The following is an 18,532-nucleotide window of genomic DNA, read 5'->3' on the forward strand; positions in this document are numbered from 1 at the left end:
CCCGCCCCGACGATCGTCGGGGCGGGCGCTGCGGCGAGGTGGGGTCAGGGGGCGACGTAGGTGACGGTGACCTGCTCGTAGCCGAGGGAGCGCAGCAGCCCCTCCAGCATCTTGCGGGTGTTCGCCTCGGCTCTGGCGGCCAGCCCGCTGTCCCGGGCGGCGGCGGTGATCCGCTCCTCGGCGAGCTGGTAGACCTGCTGCTGCCGGTTGGGATCGTTGCCGACCAGGTCTCCAATCCGGTTGAGCAGACCGCGCTGCTCGGCGAAGACGTAGCTCTTCTCCAGGTCGAGATTGGTCTCACCGAACTGCGGCGCGGGCAGCTTGATCTCGACCGACTTGCCGTCGGCGGACTCCACCACGGCACCCTCGCCGATCTTGGCGAAGTCGACGTACGCCTCGACGCTGCCCGCCCCGACGAACAGGGTGCGCTCGTTGAGCAGGAAATCCGGAACGTTGCGCCGGTCGTTCTGGGTGTCGACCACGACCTGGAAGTTGCCCTCGGCTGCCACGTAGCGGCTGAGGTCCTGGATCGACTTCAGCAGCGGTGGCTGACTGCGATCGGTCTGCTCCTTGGCGAACGGGTTGCGGAAGTCCGGCAGGAAGCCGGTCGCCTGCACGCCGAGCAGCACCACCACGGCCAGCGCGGCGGCCCCGAGCAGCACGAGCAGGCCGCGGGCCGGCCCACCGCCGCCCGGCCTCGGGGGAACCGAGTCGTCCGGTGTGTGGGTGGTCGGCTCGGGTTTCGCGGCCGACCGCTCCTTGAGATCGTCGCCGGTCGGGTAACCCGGAAACTCCCTCGTGGGCTCGTTGATGTCAGCGTCGCGGGCCATCTGGCTCACCGTCCTTGTCAGACACGTCGTCTGCCAATGACGGTACGGCCCCGGTACGACAGTCGCGCGTCGAGCGCCCGGAATAGGTAAACGTGCAGGTCAGGTGAAGGCGGAAACCCCGGTGAGCCGCTGCCCGACGACCAGCTGGTGAATCTCCGAAGTGCCCTCGTACGTCAGCACGCTCTCCAGGTTGTTGGCGTGCCGCATCACCGGGTACTCCCCGGACACGCCGTTCGCGCCGAGGATCGTGCGGCACTGCCGGGCGATGGCCAGAGCCTCCCGCACGTTGTTCAGCTTGCCCACGCTGACCTGCTCGGGTCGCAGCCGACCGCCGTCGGCGAGCCGACCGAGGTGCAGTGCGAGCAGCTGCCCCTTCACCAGCTCGACGGCCATGTCCGCGAGCTTGGCCTGGGTGAGCTGGAAGCCGGCCAGCGGGCGACCGAACTGGGTACGGGTGGTGGCGTACGCCAGTGCGGTCTCCAGGCAGTCCCGGGCCGCGCCGACCGCGCCCCAGATGATGCCGTAGCGAGCCTCGGTGAGGCAGCTCAGCGGGGCCTTGAGCCCGACCGCCTCGGGCAGTTGGGCGTCCGCCGGGAGCCGGACCTCGTCGAGCACGACCTCGCCGGTCACCGACGCGCGCAGCGACATCTTGCGGCGGATCTCCCGGGCCGTGACACCGGGGGTGTCCATCGGCACGGCGAAGCCCCGTACGCCAGCCTCGGTACGCGCCCAGATCACCCCGACGTCCGCGATCGGCGCATTGGTGATCCACATCTTGCCGCCGGTGAGCACCCAGTCGTCGCCGTCGCGGCGGGCCCGGGTGGTCATCGACGCCGGGTCGGAGCCGTGGTCCGGCTCGGTGAGGCCGAAGCAGCCGATCGCCTCACCGGTCGCCATCGACGGCAGCCAGCGCTGCTTCTGCTCCTCGCTGCCGTAGCGCCAGATGGCGTACATGGCCAGCGAGCCCTGCACCGAGACCAGCGAGCGGACGCCGGAGTCGCCGGCCTCCAGCTCCTGGCAGGCCAGCCCGTACGCGACCGCGGAGGCGCCGGCGCAGCCGTAGCCGGTGAGGTGCATCCCGAGCAGCCCGAGCTTGCCGAACTCCCGGGCCAGCTCCCGGGCGGGGACCCGACCCTCCTCGTACCAGTCGGCGACGTGCGGACGCACCCGGTCGTCGATGAGCTGGCGTACGACGTCGCGGATCTGCCGCTCCTCTTCGGTGAGCGACGGGTCCAGGTCGAGCAGGTCGAGTGGAGCGGTCATGGACGCCACCTTAACGAAGACTCAGGCCACCGGGCGTGGTCGCGTCACTCGGTCGAGCCGGAGAGCACCAGCACCCGGGCGTGGATCTGGTTGCGCTGCTGCAGGGCGGCACGCAACGCCCGGTGCAGCCCGTCCTCCAGATAGAGCCCACCGTTCCACTGCACCACGTGCGGGAAGAGGTCACCGTAGAAGGTGGAGTCCTCGGCGAGGAGCTTGTCGAGCGCCAGCTCACGCTTGGTGGTGATCATCTGATCCAGGCGCAGCGGTCGCGGCGGGATCTCCGCCCACTGCTTGAGCGTCAGGTTGTGCTCCGGATAGGGACGCCCGTCCCGGACCGCTCTGAAGATCACGACGGCACGCTCCCCTCCCCCTGGCCGAGCCGACCGACGGCGCCGAGCCGGGTCGCGGCGGGCACCGCGACGGCGCGGTACCGATGACCGTGCCAGCCTAACCGTCCCGCGCACAACGCGTTCTGCTCCTTGATGTCAGTTTCGCTACCGCTCGTCCGATCCTCAACCGGACGAACGGGACGGCGCGCTCAGCTCCACCGACCGCGCCGCACCACTTCGTCCACCGGACGGCGCCCTCGGCGCAGCGACGGTGACCGATGGTCGGGCGCTCGGTAACCGATTGTGACGGCACCGATGGGTGCGTACTCCGTCGGCACGCCGAACGCGTCCCGGTAGGCGGTCAGCCGCTGCGGCGGGATGCCGAAGAAACACGCGCCCAGGCCCTCGTCGACCGCGGTGAGCAGCATCAGCAGTGCGGCGAAGCCGGTGTCCACGTGCCAGTAGGGCACCGGCCAACGGTCGGTGGACCGGTCCGCCCAGCCCTTGTCCGGCTCGGCGTACCGCTCGAGGTAGGCCGACTCGTTGGCATGCGGCACCACGATCAGCGGTGCCCGGCGCATCCCGGCCAGCCAACGCTCCCGGCCGCCGCCGGCCGGCGTCGTGGCGGCCCAGAACCGCTCCCGGTCGGCCGCCTCCTCCAGGACCAGGAAGCCCCAGCCCTGCGCGAAGCCGGCCGAGGGCGCGCGTACCGCGTGGTCGAGCAGCCGGTCCACCACGTCGGGCGGGACCGGGCGGTCCGGGTCGTAGTTGCGCACCATCCGTCGGCGGCGGACGACCTCGGCGAACTCCATCAGGCCCCCGGGCGGACGCCCCAGGCGCCCCGCCAGGTCGCGCCGGGCTTGAGGGTGAGCAGGTCCTTGCCCGAGCGGAACGCGTCCGGTGGGCAGGTCATCGGCTCGATCGCCACCGAACGGCGGTGCCGCTCACCGGTGAGCGCGTCCCCGGTGAACACCTGCCACCAACCGAACTCCCGGTCCGCCCAGATGCGCACCCCGGCCGACCCGTCCGGCGCGGCCAGACTCACCGACGAGTTGCCGTCGCCGTCGGCGATCACGTCACCGAAGCAGAGGTCCAACTCGGCGGCGCCGATCCGGCGCGGGCTGGTCCAGTCGTACTCGGTGCCGGCCACCGGGGTCGCGCCGACCGGCAGCAGTCGGCCGTCCATCAGCAGTCGGAGACGGGTCGGCAGCCGCATGACCAGGTCGTCCACCGCGACGCCCGGCAGTTGCAGGTACGGGTGCACGGAGAAGCCGAACGGCGCCGGCTCGCCGCCGGTGTTGGTCACCTCGTGCTCGGCGCGCAGCCCGTCCGGGCCGACGCTCCACCGGCTCCGCAGCCGCAGCGGCCACGGGTAGCCGGGCTGCGGCGGCAGGTCGTAGCCGACCGTCACCGCGTCCGCCGACTGCTCCAGCAGTTGCCACGGCACCCAGTTGACCAGCCCGTGGATGGCCACGTGCCGTTCCGGCTCGGTCAGCGGGAGCTGGTGCGTCCGGTCCCCGAACGGGTAGCGGCCGTCCCGGATCCGGTTCGGCCAGGGCGCCAGCACCTGCCCGGCACAGCCGGGACAGACCTCGTCGGTCCGGTACCCGTCGACCAGGTCGACACCGTCCTGCCGGTACGTCCGCAGCCCGCCGCCCACCTCCACGATGACGGCCTCGTGACCGGCGGCAGAGATGGTCCACTGGGCGCCGGAGAACGGGCGCTGGTCGGGGCTTTCCATGCCGGCGACCCTAACCGGTCACGTCCGGTCGCCGCTCGACGCCGTCGCCGCCCGGTAGCGCACGAGCGCCGGGAAGGCGACCGCGAGCACCACCACGAGCACCGCCGACGCGAGCCCGCCCGCCACCCAGGCCACTCCACCACCGAAGCCGGCGGCCATCGTGCCGGCCCGCAGGTCACCCAGGCGCGGGCCACCGGCCACCACCACGGTGTTGACGCCCTGGAGTCGACCGCGCATCCGGTCCGGCGCGTACACCAGCATCATGGACTGCCGCAGCACCGCGCTGACCAGGTCCGCGGCACCGGCCACGGCGAGCAGCAGGACCATCAGCCAGAGCTGGTGGGCCAGCCCGGCCGCGGCGATCGCGACGCCCCAGCCCACCACCGCGACCACCAGGCCGAGCCCCTGCCGGCGGAGTCGACCGATCCAGCCGGAGGTCAGCCCGCCGATCATCGACCCGATCGCGATGGCGCTGTAGAGCCAACCGACCGCCGCGCCACCGCCGAACCGCTCGGTGGCGATCTCCGGAAAGAGTGCCCGCGGCATGGCCAGGATCATGGCGATCAGGTCCACCCCGAAGGAGAGGAGCAGCACCGGCGTGGTGGCCAGGTAGCGGAACCCGTCGACCACGCTGGCCAGGCCGGCGCGGCGGGCCTGACCGTCGGCGGTCGGCTCCGGTGGCAGCGGCGGCAGCCGCAGCGCGGCCCAGAGCATCGCGGTGAACAGCACCGCGTCGACCCCGTAGGCGATCGGCAGGACCACCTCGGTGCGCGGCGAGGCGGCGAGGATCAGGCCGGCGGCGAGTGGGCCGGCCACCGAGGCGGCGGTGAAGGTGGTGTAGTTCAGGGTGCTGGCGGCCGGCACCAGGCCGTCCGGCACCAGCCGGGGCAGCATCGCGCTGCGCGCCGGCGAGCTGATCGCGAACGCCACCGACTGCACCGCCATCAGCGCCAGCAGCAGCACCGGGCTGCCCACCCGCAGCAGCGCCTGGACCAGCAGCCCGAGGGTGGACGCCCAGAGCAGGACCGACCCACCGAGCAGCACCGCCCGGCGATCGCGGGCGTCGGCGACCGCACCACCCCAGAGACCAAAGATCAGCAAGGGTACGAAGGCAGCCACACCCAGCAGGCCGACCCAGAACGAGTCGTGGGTCAGCGCGTACATCTCCACCGGAACCGCGACGGCGGTGAACTGGAAGCCGAACATCGCCACGGTGTTGCCGAGCCAGAGCCGCCGGTACGCCGGTACGCGAAGCGGACGCAGGTCGATCGCCCAGCGGCGCGCTTCGCGCGACCGGGTCTCCTGAACACCCGTCACGGCGCCAACCGCTCGACGGTCCAGTCGCCCTCGCCGAGCAGGCGGAAGCGGAGCCGATCGTGCAGCCGGCCGGCCCGGCCCTGCCAGAACTCCACCGATTCGGGCCGTACCCGCAGCCCACCCCAGTGCGGCGGGGCCGGAATCACGGCCTCGTCCGCGAACCGCTCGGCGGCCGCCCGGTAGCGCTCCTCCAGCGCCGCCCGGTCCGGCACCACCTGGGACTGTGGGCTGGCCCAGGCGCCCAGCTGGGAGCCGTGCGGGCGACTGGCGAAGTACGCCTCGGTCGTCGACCGGTCGACCGGCGCGATCCGTCCGCCGACCACGACCTGGCGCTGCATCGGAAACCACGGGAAGACCAGGCTGGCGTACGGGTTGGTGGACGCCTCGACGCCCTTGCGCGAGAGGTGGTTGGTGAAGAAGACGAAGCCCTCCGGGTCGTACCCCTTGAGCAGCACCGTCCGTCCGCTCGGCCGGCCGACGGCGTCCGCCGTGCCCACCACCATCGCGTTCGGTTCCGGCAGCCCGAAGGCCACCGCGTCGACGAACCAGCGGTCGAACTGGGTGTGCCAGTCGGCGGCCAGGTCAGCCTCTGTCAGGCCCAGGTCCGCGGCGTACTCGTTACGCATCACGGCCGGGGCGGGTGTGTCACCCGTCACGTCCCCACTCCTTCTCGGCGGCCCCGGCGGCGCTCTCCCGCGCTGGCCAGCCCGCCCCGCCCAGTCTCACCGAGTGGCGCGGGAAATGCGCGTTCCCGGATGTCGCGTGCAGCACAGTCGCAGCGGGTCGCGTATCTGGTTACTCAGCAGGCAAGATGTTCCGAACACATCCCTGAGGGTCGCCTAAGGCGCTCGGCCGAACGGGCCGGATGAGCTGATCGGGCGCACCGACCAGATCCAGGAGAGCGACATGGCCGATTTCAAACCCGGGCTGGAGGGCGTCGTCGCCTTCGAGACCGAGATCGCCGAACCGGACCGTGAGGGTGGCGCGCTGCGCTATCGCGGGGTCGACATCGAGGATCTGATCGGCCAGGTCTCGTTCGGCAACGTCTGGGCGCTGCTGGTCGACGGCCGCTTCGGCCCGGGTCTGCCGCCGGCGGAGCCGTTCCCGGTGCCGGTGCACTCCGGCGACATCCGGGTCGACGTGCAGTCCGCGGTCGCCATGTTGGCGCCGTACTGGGGGCTCAGCCAGCTGCTGGACATCTCCGACGAGCAGGCCCGCGAGGACCTCGCCCGGGTCTCGGTGACCGCGCTCTCCTTCGTCGCGCAGTCGGCCCGGGGCCTCGGCCTGCCGGCGGTGCCCCAGAAGGAGATCGACAAGGCGCAGACCATCGTCGAGCGCTTCATGAAGCGCTGGCGGGGCGAGCCCGACCCGCGGCACGTCAAGGCCGTCGACGCGTACTTCATCTCGGCCGCCGAGCACGGCCTGAACGCCTCCACCTTCACCGCCCGCATCGTCGCCTCCACCGGCGCGGATGCGGCGGCCTGCATCTCCTCCGGCATCGGCGCCCTGTCCGGCCCGCTGCACGGTGGTGCGCCGTCCCGGGTGCTCAGCATGCTGGAGGCCGTGGAGCGCAGCGGTGACGCGGAGGGTTACGTCAAGGGCGTGCTGGACCGCGGCGAGCGGCTGATGGGCTTCGGTCACCGGGTCTACCGCGCCGAGGACCCGCGTGCCCGAGTGCTCCGACGCACCGCCAAGGAGCTGGGCGCGCCGCGCTTCGAGATCGCCGAGGCGCTGGAGAAGGCGGCCCTGGCCGAGTTGCAGGCCCGCCGCCCGGACCGGGTGCTGGCCACCAACGTCGAGTTCTGGTCGGCCGTGGTGCTCGACTTCGCCGAGGTGCCGGCGCACATGTTCACCTCAATGTTCACCTGCGCCCGGATGGGTGGCTGGAGCGCGCACATCCTGGAGCAGAAGCGCCTGCAGCGGCTGGTCCGGCCGTCCGCCCGCTACATCGGCCCGGAGACCCGCAAGCCGTCCGACGTCGAGGGCTGGGCCGCCATCCCGCACGGCGTCTGAGCTGAAAGGAAGGGCCCCCTCCTAACGCCTGATGTATAGGAGGGGGCCCTTCCTAACTGCCACCAGGCACTCGACGCCGGATGTGGCGAACGACTCAGACCGGCCGTCGGGACCCCGGACACCGCCACCGGGCCCGGGTGCGAGGATGAGGGCCGGCAGTGTCGCCGGATCGCCGATACGGATCCCGGCCCGCCGTGCGCCCGCGTACGCGCCCGCCGTCGATCCGCACCGAGCCCTCTGACCGGGCCCGCCCTCGCCCTTGCGGAAGGATCTTCAAGACCGTGGCTGACGCACCGACCATCCGGATTCCCGATGATATCAAGCCCGCCGACGGACGCTTCGGCTGCGGCCCGTCCAAGGTCCGACCGGCGGCCGTGTCCGCTCTCGCCGAGGTGGCCACCAGCTACCTCGGCACCTCGCACCGGCAGAAGACGGTTCGCGACCAGGTTGCCCGGCTGCGCGCCGGCATCGCCGAGTTCTTCTCGCTGCCCGAGGGCTACGAGGTCGTGATCGGCAACGGCGGCACCACGGCGTTCTGGGAGGTCGCGACGTTCGGCCTGGTCCGCGACCGGGCCCAGTTCGCCAGCTTCGGCGAGTTCGGCGCCAAGTTCGCCAAGTCGGTCAAGGACGCTCCGTTCCTGGGCGAGCCGACCATCCGCAAGGCCGACGCGGGCAGCGCGCCGAGCCTGGTGGCCGAGGCCGGCGTGGACGTCTACGCGACGCCGCAGAACGAGACCTCGACCGGCGTCGCGGTGCCGATCAGCCGGGTGGCCGGGGCGGACGAGGGCGCGCTGCTGCTCGTCGACGCCACGTCGGGCGCCGGCGGCCTGGAGGTCAACGTCGGCGAGACCGACGTCTACTACTTCGCCCCACAGAAGTGCTTCGGCTCCGACGGTGGTCTCTGGCTGGCCCTGATGTCGCCGGCCGCGCTGGACCGGGCCACCGAGATCAAGGCGTCCGGCCGGTACATCCCGGCCTTCCTCGACCTGGTCACCGCGATCGACAACTCGCGGCTGCAGCAGACGTACAACACCCCGGCGCTGGCCACCATCTTCCTGGCCGCCGAGCAGACCGACTGGATGAACGCGCAGGGTGGCCTGGCCTGGGCAGCCAAGCGGACGGCCGAGAGCGCCGCGGCGGTGTACGGCTGGGCCGAGCGGTCCACCGTGGCCACCCCGTTCGTCAGCGACCCGGCGCTGCGGTCCAACGTGGTCGCCACCATCGACTTCGTCGACGGGGTGGACGCCACCGCGATCGCCAAGGCGCTGCGGGCCAACGGCATCGTGGACACCGAGCCGTACCGCAAGCTCGGCCGCAACCAGCTGCGCGTGGCGCTCTTCCCGGCCATCGAGCCGGCCGACGTCGAGGCGTTGACGGCGTCCATCGACTACGTGGTCGAGCGACTCTGAGGATCGTCACGTTCGGTGTCCGTCGGGGCCTTGATGGACACCGAACGTGATCATCCTTGCAGCTCAGTCGCGACATGCGGGGTGTCGCTCTCCCCACCCCGAGGCAGATGCGCGTACGGTGGTCCGAGACGCCTGGGTGGCCGACTCGTGGCGTGCGGCCAGCGAAGCGGGACGGAGGCAACGTAATGCGCCCAGTACGCTTCGTCGCCCTCTCCGAGGACGGCCATGCCCTGGTTCTCGCTGACGAGGTCGGGCGGCTGCTCGCCCTGCCGATTGACGAACGCATCGCCGGTGCGCTGCACGCCGAGCCGGGTGCCCCGCCGCTCGCGGTGGCTCCGAGCGCCGCGGATCCGGTGCCCTCGCTGTCTCCTCGGGACATCCAGGCCCGCATCCGCTCCGGCGAGTCCGCCGAGGATGTGGCCCGGATCGCCGGCGTGCCGGTCGACCGGGTGCTGCGCTACGCCGGCCCGGTCCTCCAGGAGCGGGCGATGCTCGCCCAGCACGCCCGCCGCACCAAGCTCAAGGGCGCGGAGAAGCCCACCCCGCTCGCCGAGGTGGTCAACGGTCGGCTGAGCCAGCACGGCATCGACACCGAGAAGATCTCCTGGGACGCGTTCCGGCGCGACGACGGCACCTGGCGGATCGTCGCCACGTGGCCGTCCGGCAAGGCCACCGCGCAGGCGATCTGGGATCTCGACAAGACCCGGCAGGCGGTCGCGCCGCACGACGACATGGCGCAATATCTGTGCGCCGAGCGGCCCACCCCGATCCTCGGCCAGGAGCCGGCGCCGGAGCGGGGCGGGCACGCCCTGCCCGGTCCGTCGCGCGGCGAGCCGAGCCGTGGTGGGCACGGGTTGCCGGCGGCCTCCGAGCACCCACGCCCGGGCCGTGATCCGATCCGGGCCGGGCGGGACGCCCTGCTCGCCTCGCTGGACCGTCCGCTCGGCAACTCGTCGGGTCGCGGTCTGGAGCCGCGTACCCCGGCCGCCCTGGCCGGGTCCGACGCGCCCCGGCAGCGGCCGGTCGGCGGGGGCGCCGCCGCGCTGCTCGGCGGTGGCCCGGGGTCGGCCTTCGACGACGACTCGGACGCGCCCAAGGAAGTGCCGGCCGTTCCGTCGCTGGCGGTGCTGCGGCCGCGCCGGACGGGTGCCGCGGCGGCTGCCGGCGGCGAGTCCACCGACGCCAACGGCAAGCCGCGCAAGCGGCTGCCGAGCTGGGACGACGTGCTCTTCGGCAGCGGTCCGGCCGCGCGGGAGTCCTCCTGACGCTTCGCGTTGACGGGTGGCGGTTCGCCGCCCGTCGGCGCGAGGCACGGAACGTGCACCTGCGCCACTGCTGTCCACAACTCGGCGGTCGGCTGACTCAGAGTCGCCAGGCGGCGAGGCGGTCGTAGCGCGGCTGGGGGCCGAGGTGGCTGCGCACCAGCAGCAGTTCGGTCGCCGGCCACTCGGGCCCCTGGTAGTCGTCCAGGGTGGCCCGGTCGGCCTCGATGTCGGCCCGGTCGATCCGGTCGCCGGGCCGGGCAATGGTGAGGTGCGGGCGGAACGGCTTGTCGTCGTACGGCAGCCGGGCGTTCCGCAGCCGGAACCGGATCAGCCGGGCCAGCACGTGCAGTGCCTCGACGTCACCCCGCAGGTCGGCCCAGAGCACGGTGAACCGTCCCCGGCCGAATCGGCCGCCACCGCCGAGGCTCACCTGTGGCGAGTCGCCCCGGCCGTCCCGAAACCATTCGGCGGCCAGACCGAGCGCGCTCTCCACCTCGACCAGCCGGGTCGTCTCCACCTCACCAAGGAATGCCAGCGTGACGTGCAGGTGGGCCGGGTCCGCGAGTCGGACGTTCGTGCCGTCGGCGGCCGCCGCGCCGACCCGCAGTCGGGCGACCTGCGCGCCGAGGTGCGTGACCGCCACGGCGGGCGGGTAGACCGCGACGAAGAGCCGCAAACCGTCGGCCGGTTCAGCGGTGCCGTTGCCGGTGCCCGGCCCGGGCCGCCGGCAGGGTCAGCCCGGCAGCGTGCAGCACGCCCTCCACCCGGACCCGTTCGATCTCCTGGTCGACGCCGGTCAGCTCGGTGAGGTGTTCGGTGATGCCCAGGGCGTGGCAGGCCAGCCGGAGCCGGTCGTCGTACGCCTGGAGCACCGCGCCGTGCCAGACCATCGAGCGGCCGGTGCCGCCGAGCCGCTGGCCGCCGAGGCGACGCAGGTCGGCGGCGAGCTGCTCCAGGGGACGCCGGTCGGTCCGGTCGAACTCGGTAAGGTCGATGTTCCTGGTCAGCGCGTCGGCCTCGACGGCACGGTCGAGGCGGGCGATGGTGCGTCGCTCCTGTCGGCGCTCGCGCCACTCGGACCAACCGCAGACGACCCGGTCGAGGATCTCGTCGGCGCAGAAGAGCAGGGCGAACGCCGCCGGCAGACTGGCCACGGCGAGGATCGCCAGGGCCAGCATCAGCGCACGTCCGACTCCCACGTATCGACGCTAAGCCCCGTCGTGCCGCCCCGCCAGCGTTTTGGCCGCATCCGCACCATCCGACCAACGGGACGTGCCCGCCTCGACGGCGGCCGCAAAGGGCCACCCGGCCGAGCGAGTGGCCCTTTCGGCGAGACCTCAGCAGTCGGTGGAGGTGACGTAGAAGCGGGGCATCGGCAGCACCCGGAAGCGCAGTCGCGCGCCGGAGTGGCGCAACTGCCAGGTGAGCGCGGTGAGCGCGGTGGCCAGCGAGAGCAGCCCGCCCATCCAGATGCTGGCACCGGCACCGTAGTTCTCCGCGACCCAGCCGATGATCGGCGCGCCGACCGGGTTGGTGCCCAGGAAGACCAGCACCCACAGGGACATCACCCGACCCCGGAAGGCCGCGTCCACGCCCATCTGGATCCGCTGGTTGGACGCCTGGGCGAAGAAGACCATGAAGAAGCCGGTCGGCACGAGCAAAGCCACGACCAGCCAGTACGTCGACGCGAGGCCGACCATGGTGCCGAAGCTGGCGCAGGCGACGGCCGCACCGAGCACCAGCCACACCGACGGCCGGGCACGCCGGCCGGTGCCGCTCAGCGCGCCACCCAGCGCGCCGACCGCCAGCGCGGTGCTGAACAGGCCGAAGGAGGCGGCGCCGGTGTTGAAGACCGTCTTGGCCAGCGCGGCCAGGGTGAGCTGGAAGTTGAACAGCGACATGCCGATCACCGACATCATCGCCATCGGCAGCAGCAGGTCGGGTCGGCCCCACACGTACCGCAGCCCGTCGACCACCCGGGCGGACGCCCGCTCGTCGCGTGGCAGCAGGGCATCGCGGTGCAGTTCGGACGTCCGCATCCGGACCACGTTGACCAGCGGCGCGATCGAGCTGACCGCGGTGAAGAGGAAGACCGGGCCCACGTCGAAGGCGGCGATGGCCAGGCCGGCGACGGCCGGACCGACGATCCGGGCGGAGTTGAACACGGCCGCGTTCAGCGACAGCGCGTTGGGCAGCAGGGGCGTGCCGACCAGTTCGGACACGAACGCCTGACGGACCGGCGTCTCCACGGCGTTGGCCGTGCCGAGCAGGGCGGCGAAGGCGAAGACGTGCCAGAGCTGCACCAGGTCGGTGACGACCAGCAGGGACATGCCGAGCGCCAGCATGGTCCAGAACGTGTTGGCGGCGAAGAGCAGCACCCGCTTGTCGTACCGGTCGGCGAGCCGACCGGAGAGCAGGGTGAGCACCAGCACCGGGGTGAACTGGCAGGCGGTGACCACACCGAGCGCGGTGGCCGAGTTGTCGGAGAGCTCGAGGACGAGCCAGTCCTGGGCGATGAACATCATCCAGACGCCGATCAGCTTGATCAGCTGCCCGGATGCGAAGAGCCGGTAGTTGCGGACCTGTAGGGACTGGAACATCGTGCTCAGCTTGGCCTGCACTCTTGGTGCGCCTCCTCCGGGACGTACGCGTCATCGACAGGTGACGGCACGGCCCGGTGGTGCGGCCTCTGCTCAGGCGCGAGCGAGTTGCTGAAGAATCTCGGCGGCCCTGTGCAGGGTCTCCCGTTCGTCCTCGGTGAGCTCGGCCAGCCGGTGGGCCAGCCACTCGTCGCGGGCCCGCTCGAACTGGTCGAGCACGGCCTGCCCTCCTTCGGTAGCCGCGAGGATGACCTGCCGGCCGTCGGTCGGATGGGGGGTCCGCTGCACGAGGCCGCGGTCCTCCAACTTCGCGACGATCTTGGTCATCGTCGGTGGCTGCACCCGTTCCACGTCGGCCAGTTCCCGGGGCGTCAGAGCACCCGCCAGCCGCAGGCTGGTGAGCGCGGAGACCTGGGTGACCGTGAGGTCGCCGACCGGTCGGGCCTGGCGGACCCGCCGGTTGAGTCGGGTGATCGCATCACGCAGCTGGGGAGCCAGCTGCGCCGGTGGCACGCGTTTCGCCGTCACCGTCCGCTCCGTCACGATAGTTAGCTTAACTAATGAGCCTGGCTAACGACTCTTGTTATGACCAGGCTCACGAGGAGATTCGTGCTGCTCCGGGCGGGGAGTCCGATCCGGCCCCCGCCCGGAGCAGCAGGTCAGAGCACCAGGGACTCGATCGGCCCGCGCAGGAAATACAGCACGAACAGCGCCGCCACCCCGTACAGCAGCGGGTGGATCTCCCGGGCCTTGCCCTTGGCCAGCTTGACCACCACGAAGGCGATCAGGCCAGCACCGATCCCGTTCGAGATCGAGTAGGTGAACGGCATCAGCACGATGGTGAGGAACGCCGGGATGGCGATCTCGTAGTCGGACCAGTCGATCGTCCGCACCGCCGTCATCATCAGGAAGCCGACCACCACCAGGGCCGTCGAGGCCGCCTCGAACGGCACGACCACCACCAGCGGCGCCAGGAACATCGCCAGCAGGAAGAGCACGCCGGTGACCAGGTTGGCCGCCCCGGTCCGGGCACCCTCCGCGACACCGGCGGCGCTCTCGATGTACGACGTGTTGCTGGAGGTGCTGGCCGCACCGCCGGCCGCCGCGGCGATCGAGTCGACCAGCAGGATCTCCTTGGCCCTCGGCGGGGTGCCCCGCTCGTCGAGCAGCCCACCCTCCTGCCCGACCGCGACCATCGTGCCCATGGTGTCGAAGAAGTCCGTGATCAGCAGGGTGAAGACGAACATCAGTACGACCAGCCAGCCGGCCCGGCCCCACGAGTCGAGCACGTTGAACTTGCCCAGCAGCGACAGGTCCGGCAGGTCCGCGATCGTCTTCGGCAGCTCCGGCACGTTCAGCGACCAGCCCTTCGGGTTGGGCTGACCGTTGACGAAGGACGGGCCGATGTTGCCGATCGCCTCCACGATCACCGCCAGCACCGTCGAGGCGAGGATGCCGATCAGGATCGCGCCCCGGACCCGGCGGACCACCAGCACCAGCGTGATCAGCAGACCCACCACGAAGACCAGCGCCGGCCAGCTCACCAGCTTGCCGCCGATGCCCAGGCCGACCGGGACGGTGGTGTTGGCGGCGTCCGGGATCCGCCGGACGAACCCGGCGTCCACCAGACCGATGATGGTCAGGAAGAGGCCGATGCCCACCCCGATCGCGGTCTTCATCTGGGTCGGCACCGAGCGGAACACCGCGGTCCGCAGGCCGGTCAACACCAGCACGGCGATGATCACACCTTCGATCACCACCAGGCCCATCGCGTCGGCCCAGGTCATCTCCGGAGCGATCTCGTACGCCACCAGCGCGTTGACGCCCAGACCGGCGGCCAGCGCCAGCGGGAACCGTCCGACCACACCCATCAGGATCGTCATCAGGCCGGCGACCAGCGCGGTCGCCGCGGCCAGCGCCGGGATCGGGAGGGTCTTGCCGTCACCGTCGACGGCACCACCCAGGATCAGCGGGTTGAGCACCACGATGTACGCCATCGTGAAGAAGGTCGCCAGGCCACCGCGTACCTCGCGGCTCATCGTCGAGCCACGGGCGGAGATTTCGAAGAACCGGTCGAAGCCGTTACGCGGGTGAGCGGGGTCGGGTGTTGTGCCGTTCTCGGGCGGCGCTACTGCCATCGGGTCCTCGCAGGTGATCTTCCGGTTGTCGCGCGCATCGTCCCAGATCGTTGGCGGGCAGGGGAAGTGGATCGCGTACGCTTGCCCGATGCCCAACGAGCAGCCCCGGCCAGCGCCACTGGACCCGCCGATGGTGCCGTTCGCCATCGCCGGGCTGATCGCGTGGGCGGTGGCGGGGCTGATCCTGTTGGTGTTCTTCCGGGACTGGCTCACCGAGCACGGTCACCAGAACTGGCTCTGGACCTGCCTGGCCGGCTTTCTGTGGGGCTTCCCCGGCCTGGCCACGATGATGCGGCACGACGCCAACCGACGCCGCCGCCGCGCGAGCTGACCCGGCCGGTCGCCGGCACAGCCGGCGCGAACGGTCAGGGGTGCCCGTACGGCTCCGCCGGCTCGGTGGTCTCCACCGACCCCGGGGCGCGGCTGACCGACATGGCCTCCACCGCGCTGTCGTCGTACACCGTGGGCAGCTCGTCGACCGCGGTCTCGGCCGCCTCGATCAACGTCTCGGAGTGGGCGCCGCAACCGTGGTCGGCGCTCACCACCCGGCCGTCGTCCGGGGCGTAGAAGTTGCCGCACGCGCCGAACGCCTGCCGCATCGCGCCGGCCAGCGGCAGGTAGAAGCCGCAGGTGCCGCAGCGGGCGGCCGACGGCGCGGCGGCGGAGATCGCAGCGGACGGGCCGTGGTCACCGTCATACCAGCGCTGCGCCGCGTCGGTGCGCCCCTCCCGGGAGAGCACCCGGGGCCGACCGAGGCCCAGCTCCCAGGCCGTCTCCTCGACCGCCGGGTCGTCGGAGAGCAGGTAACCGGGTGCCAGCCGGTCGTCGTCCGGCGAGGTCGGCAGCAGGTCACCCGGGCCGAGATCGCCGGGCTTGAGCCGCTCCTGCCAGGGCAGCCAACCGGGTGCGAGCAGCGCATCCGGGCCGGGCAGCAGCACCGTCTCGCAGATGGTCACCGTACGGCTGCGCGGCACCCGGGTGACCGAGACCGCCCAGCGCCAGCCGCGGTAACCGGCAAGCCGGCATTCGAAGTAGTGGGTGACCAGTCGATCGCCCTCGGCCACGACCTGCAGGTGGTCGCCGACATCGTCGGCGTCCACCTCGGTGATGCCGGCGCGGGCCACCTCGACGGCGGCGGCGCAGACCTGGTCGAGACGGGCGGCACGGGTGGAGGCGGGCCTGGTCACCCGACCATTGTTCCCCATGCGCCCCGCAGGGGTGACAGGGACTCCCGGGGAACCTTTCACCGCAGTGGTGCGGCGCACCTGGAGCAGATGGGCAAGGATGGTGGACATGCCGTCGTACTCCCGCTCCGGGCGATCCGTCCTCGGACGGACCGTCGGCACCGGCATTCGCGCCATCCGTCTGCTGCTGCGTGGCTCGGTGGGCAGCAGCCGCTGGGTGACCCGTCGGGCCGGCCGGGCGCGGGCCCGGGGCGCTGGCGGCGAGGTCGGCATGGTCCGCCTGTTCGACCTGCACGCCGTGTCCTGCGCCGGCGACACGCTGATCGCCATCGGCCTGGCCGGGACGATCTTCTTCAACGTGCCGCTGGGTGAGGCCCGCAGCAAGGTCGCGCTCTACCTGCTGGTGACCATGGTGCCGTTCGCGATGCTCGCCCCCGTGGTGGGCCCGCTGCTGGACCACTTCCGGCACGGCCGGCGGTACGCCCTGGCCGCCACCATGCTCGGCCGCGCCTTCCTGGCCTGGTTGATCTCCGACTACATCCACGGTTTCGGGCTCTATCCGGCCGCGTTCGGGGTGCTCGCGCTCTCCCGGGCGTACGGCGTGGCCCGCTCGGCGGCGGTGCCCCGGTTGCTGCCGGAGGGACTCGGCCTGTCCCAGGTGGGTGCCCGGGCCAGCGTCTACGGCACGGTGGCGGGCGCGCTGGTGGCACCGATCGGGCTGGCCGCGTTCTGGTTCGGCCCGCAGTGGCCGCTACGGGTCGCATCGGTGATCTTCCTGGTCGGCATGGTGATCTCCCTGCGCCTGCCGCCGAAGGCGGACTCCGAGCCGCCCGAACGGGTCCCGCGAGCCCTGCGGGCGCTGGGCCGACGCCGGGGCGACCGGCCGTTGGGGCGGGGCCGACCGGCCGGCCGCCTGGTGATCGCCACCCTGATCGGTGCGGCGACCCTGCGCGCGGTCTACGGCTTCCTGCTGCTGTTCCTCGCCTTCGCGATCAAGAAGGGCGACCTGACCACCGACGTGTTCGGACGGGACCTGGGCGCCGAGTGGGCGCTGGGTCTGGTCGGCGGCGCGCTGGCGGTCGGCAGCTTCCTGGCCACCGCCGTCGGCACCCGACTGCGCATCCACCGTCCGACCGCCATCCAGTCCAGCAGCATGATCATCGTGGCCGGCGTCGCCGTGCTCGCGGTCATCCAGTTCTCGCTGCCGATGGTCGCCCTGCTCTGCCTGGTCGCCGCGCTGGTCAGCGGGGTGGCCAAGCTGGCCGTGGACGCCTCGATCCAGGAGCGCATCCCGGAGCGCCTGCGGGCCAGTTCCTTCGCCCACTCCGAGACGGCGTTGATGCTCGCCTTCGTCGCCGGCGGTGGGCTCGGGCTGGTCCCGTTCGACGGCCGCACGGGCATCGCGGTCGCCGCCGGTGTGGCCGTGCTGGCCGCCGTCCGAGGCGTGCTCGTCGCCGGCCGGCTGCGCGGCGAGAAACTGGCCGGCCGACCGTTGGGCGACGACGAGCTGGTCGACGACGAGCCGGCGGACGACGAGCCGGCGGACGACTCCGCGGACCCGGCACCCACCTCGCCAGCGCCGACCCGGACCGACCCACCGAGCTACGACGACCCCCGGCTCGCCCCGCCCGGCTACCACATCTACCGCCCCTCCTCGGCGGTCGGCGGCCCGGGTGGCGGCGCGGACGACGAGACCCGCCGGGAGTCCCCCGGGCCCCTTTCGTGACCGGCCTGCTGGTGGTGACCGCCGTACCTGCCGAGGCGGACGCCGTTCGGGCCGGGCTGACCGACACCACCGTGACCGTCGCCCCGGTCGGGGTGGGCCCGGCCGTGGCCGGCGCCGCCACCGCCCGCCTGCTGGCGCTGGCCGAGGCGGCCGGCCGCCCGTACCGCGCGGTCGTCAGCGCCGGCGTGGCCGGCGGCTTCGCCGAGCGGGTCGCGGTCGGCGACACCGTGCTGGGCACCGCCAGCATCGCCGCGGACCTGGGCGCCGAGTCACCGGACGGCTTCATCCCCATCGACGAGCTGGGCATGCCGGCCGCGCTGCTCGGCGGCGGCAGCGTGGTACCGACCGATCCACGGCTGCTGGCCGCGCTGCGGGCCGCCCTACCGGCCGCCGCGACCGGCCCGGTGCTCACGGTCAGCACGGTCACCGGCACCGCCGCCAGCACGCGGGAGCTGCGCCGCCGACACCCGGAGGCGGTCGCGGAGGCCATGGAGGGGTACGGCGTGGCGGTCGCCGCGGCGCAGGCCGGTCTGCCCTTCGCCGAGCTGCGTACGATCTCCAACCCGATCGGCCCTCGGGACCGGGATGCCTGGCGGCTGCGTGAGGCCCTCGCCGCCCTGACCGCGGCAGCGCCGGCCCTGCGCTGACCTGGGCCGCGCAGCCCCGCCCGGAGTTATCAACACCCCCACAGAGGCTGTGGATAAGGCTGTGGACAAC

At 72.2% G+C, this 18,532-nt stretch carries 19 protein-coding genes; 6 read left to right on the forward strand and 13 right to left on the reverse strand.

The window, feature by feature from the left end:
* Nucleotides 1-44 precede the first annotated feature (44 nt).
* The 7 genes from ACFQGL_RS28850 to pdxH form a co-directional block, all read right to left on the reverse strand.
* A complete protein-coding gene (locus tag ACFQGL_RS28850; protein WP_377515755.1) occupies nucleotides 45-830 on the reverse strand; it encodes a DUF4230 domain-containing protein in 786 nt (261 codons plus the stop codon).
* A 99-nt stretch (nucleotides 831-929) separates the two neighbouring features.
* Nucleotides 930-2,093 carry an acyl-CoA dehydrogenase family protein gene (locus ACFQGL_RS28855; protein ID WP_377515757.1) on the reverse strand — a complete coding sequence of 388 codons (1,164 nt, stop codon included), beginning with the start codon at nucleotides 2,091-2,093 and terminating at the stop codon, nucleotides 930-932.
* A 44-nt stretch (nucleotides 2,094-2,137) separates the two neighbouring features.
* Nucleotides 2,138-2,443 (reverse strand): type II toxin-antitoxin system VapB family antitoxin, encoded by a 306-nt coding sequence (locus ACFQGL_RS28860; protein ID WP_377515758.1) that lies wholly within the window; start codon nucleotides 2,441-2,443, stop codon nucleotides 2,138-2,140.
* A 188-nt stretch (nucleotides 2,444-2,631) separates the two neighbouring features.
* The gene (locus ACFQGL_RS28865; protein ID WP_377515759.1) at nucleotides 2,632-3,234 is read right to left on the reverse strand and encodes a nitroreductase family protein; all 603 of its coding nucleotides are present in this window, start codon (nucleotides 3,232-3,234) and stop codon (nucleotides 2,632-2,634) included.
* Nucleotides 3,234-4,163 (reverse strand): aldose 1-epimerase family protein, encoded by a 930-nt coding sequence (locus ACFQGL_RS28870; protein WP_377515761.1) that lies wholly within the window; start codon nucleotides 4,161-4,163, stop codon nucleotides 3,234-3,236. Before ACFQGL_RS28870 ends, ACFQGL_RS28865 begins: the two co-directional genes overlap by 1 nt.
* Before the next feature lie 18 nt (nucleotides 4,164-4,181).
* On the reverse strand, nucleotides 4,182-5,480 hold the full coding sequence (locus ACFQGL_RS28875) for an MFS transporter (protein WP_377515763.1): 1,299 nt from the start codon (nucleotides 5,478-5,480) through the stop codon (nucleotides 4,182-4,184).
* Nucleotides 5,477-6,106: a pyridoxamine 5'-phosphate oxidase gene (gene pdxH / locus ACFQGL_RS28880; RefSeq protein ID WP_377515818.1), complete on the reverse strand. Its 630-nt coding sequence runs from the start codon at nucleotides 6,104-6,106 to the stop codon at nucleotides 5,477-5,479. The genes ACFQGL_RS28875 and pdxH overlap by 4 nt, the downstream gene beginning before the upstream one ends.
* A 280-nt stretch (nucleotides 6,107-6,386) precedes the next feature.
* Here pdxH and ACFQGL_RS28885 point away from each other — a divergent pair, with 280 nt between their 5' ends.
* The 3 genes from ACFQGL_RS28885 to sepH all read left to right on the forward strand — a co-directional run bounded on the left by ACFQGL_RS28885 (nucleotide 6,387) and on the right by sepH (nucleotide 10,167).
* A complete protein-coding gene (locus ACFQGL_RS28885; RefSeq protein ID WP_377515764.1) occupies nucleotides 6,387-7,493 on the forward strand; it encodes a citrate synthase 2 in 1,107 nt (368 codons plus the stop codon).
* Between the two features lie 281 nt (nucleotides 7,494-7,774).
* A complete protein-coding gene (gene serC / locus ACFQGL_RS28890; protein ID WP_377515765.1) occupies nucleotides 7,775-8,902 on the forward strand; it encodes a phosphoserine transaminase in 1,128 nt (375 codons plus the stop codon).
* 185 nt (nucleotides 8,903-9,087) lie between these two features.
* Nucleotides 9,088-10,167 carry a septation protein SepH gene (sepH, locus tag ACFQGL_RS28895; RefSeq protein WP_377515766.1) on the forward strand — a complete coding sequence of 360 codons (1,080 nt, stop codon included), beginning with the start codon at nucleotides 9,088-9,090 and terminating at the stop codon, nucleotides 10,165-10,167.
* 97 nt (nucleotides 10,168-10,264) lie between these two features.
* On the opposite strand, the gene thpR is transcribed toward sepH, so the two are convergent.
* The 5 genes from thpR to ACFQGL_RS28920 all read right to left on the reverse strand — a co-directional run bounded on the left by thpR (nucleotide 10,265) and on the right by ACFQGL_RS28920 (nucleotide 14,905).
* Nucleotides 10,265-10,843: an RNA 2',3'-cyclic phosphodiesterase gene (gene thpR, locus ACFQGL_RS28900; RefSeq protein WP_377515767.1), complete on the reverse strand. Its 579-nt coding sequence runs from the start codon at nucleotides 10,841-10,843 to the stop codon at nucleotides 10,265-10,267.
* A gap of 13 nt (nucleotides 10,844-10,856) precedes the next feature.
* Nucleotides 10,857-11,366, reverse strand: coding sequence for a hypothetical protein (locus ACFQGL_RS28905; RefSeq protein ID WP_377515768.1), 510 nt, complete (start codon nucleotides 11,364-11,366; stop codon nucleotides 10,857-10,859).
* A 138-nt stretch (nucleotides 11,367-11,504) separates the two neighbouring features.
* Nucleotides 11,505-12,788, reverse strand: a complete 1,284-nt coding sequence (locus tag ACFQGL_RS28910; protein ID WP_377515770.1) for an MFS transporter — start codon at nucleotides 12,786-12,788, stop codon at nucleotides 11,505-11,507.
* 72 nt (nucleotides 12,789-12,860) lie between these two features.
* On the reverse strand, nucleotides 12,861-13,310 hold the full coding sequence (locus ACFQGL_RS28915; protein ID WP_377515771.1) for a MarR family winged helix-turn-helix transcriptional regulator: 450 nt from the start codon (nucleotides 13,308-13,310) through the stop codon (nucleotides 12,861-12,863).
* A gap of 116 nt (nucleotides 13,311-13,426) precedes the next feature.
* Nucleotides 13,427-14,905 (reverse strand): NCS2 family permease, encoded by a 1,479-nt coding sequence (locus ACFQGL_RS28920; RefSeq protein ID WP_377515773.1) that lies wholly within the window; start codon nucleotides 14,903-14,905, stop codon nucleotides 13,427-13,429.
* Between the two features lie 88 nt (nucleotides 14,906-14,993).
* Here ACFQGL_RS28920 and ACFQGL_RS28925 point away from each other — a divergent pair, with 88 nt between their 5' ends.
* Nucleotides 14,994-15,236: a DUF2530 domain-containing protein gene (locus ACFQGL_RS28925; RefSeq protein ID WP_377515775.1), complete on the forward strand. Its 243-nt coding sequence runs from the start codon at nucleotides 14,994-14,996 to the stop codon at nucleotides 15,234-15,236.
* Between the two features lie 34 nt (nucleotides 15,237-15,270).
* Here the strand turns inward: ACFQGL_RS28925 and ACFQGL_RS28930 are convergent, their stop codons facing one another.
* Nucleotides 15,271-16,200, reverse strand: coding sequence for a DUF3027 domain-containing protein (locus tag ACFQGL_RS28930; RefSeq protein ID WP_377515777.1), 930 nt, complete (start codon nucleotides 16,198-16,200; stop codon nucleotides 15,271-15,273).
* Between ACFQGL_RS28930 and ACFQGL_RS28935 the strand changes: the two genes are divergently transcribed.
* A complete protein-coding gene (locus tag ACFQGL_RS28935) occupies nucleotides 16,199-17,815 on the forward strand; it encodes an MFS transporter (protein WP_377515778.1) in 1,617 nt (538 codons plus the stop codon). The two genes, ACFQGL_RS28930 and ACFQGL_RS28935, sit on opposite strands and share 2 nt — an antisense overlap.
* Nucleotides 17,812-18,462 carry a futalosine hydrolase gene (locus ACFQGL_RS28940; protein WP_377515780.1) on the forward strand — a complete coding sequence of 217 codons (651 nt, stop codon included), beginning with the start codon at nucleotides 17,812-17,814 and terminating at the stop codon, nucleotides 18,460-18,462. Before ACFQGL_RS28935 ends, ACFQGL_RS28940 begins: the two co-directional genes overlap by 4 nt.
* The last annotated feature ends 70 nt before the right edge of the window (nucleotides 18,463-18,532 follow it).

Origin of the sequence: Micromonospora vulcania (assembly GCF_042658605.1) — a bacterium.
GTDB lineage: Bacteria > Actinomycetota > Actinomycetes > Mycobacteriales > Micromonosporaceae > Micromonospora > Micromonospora vulcania.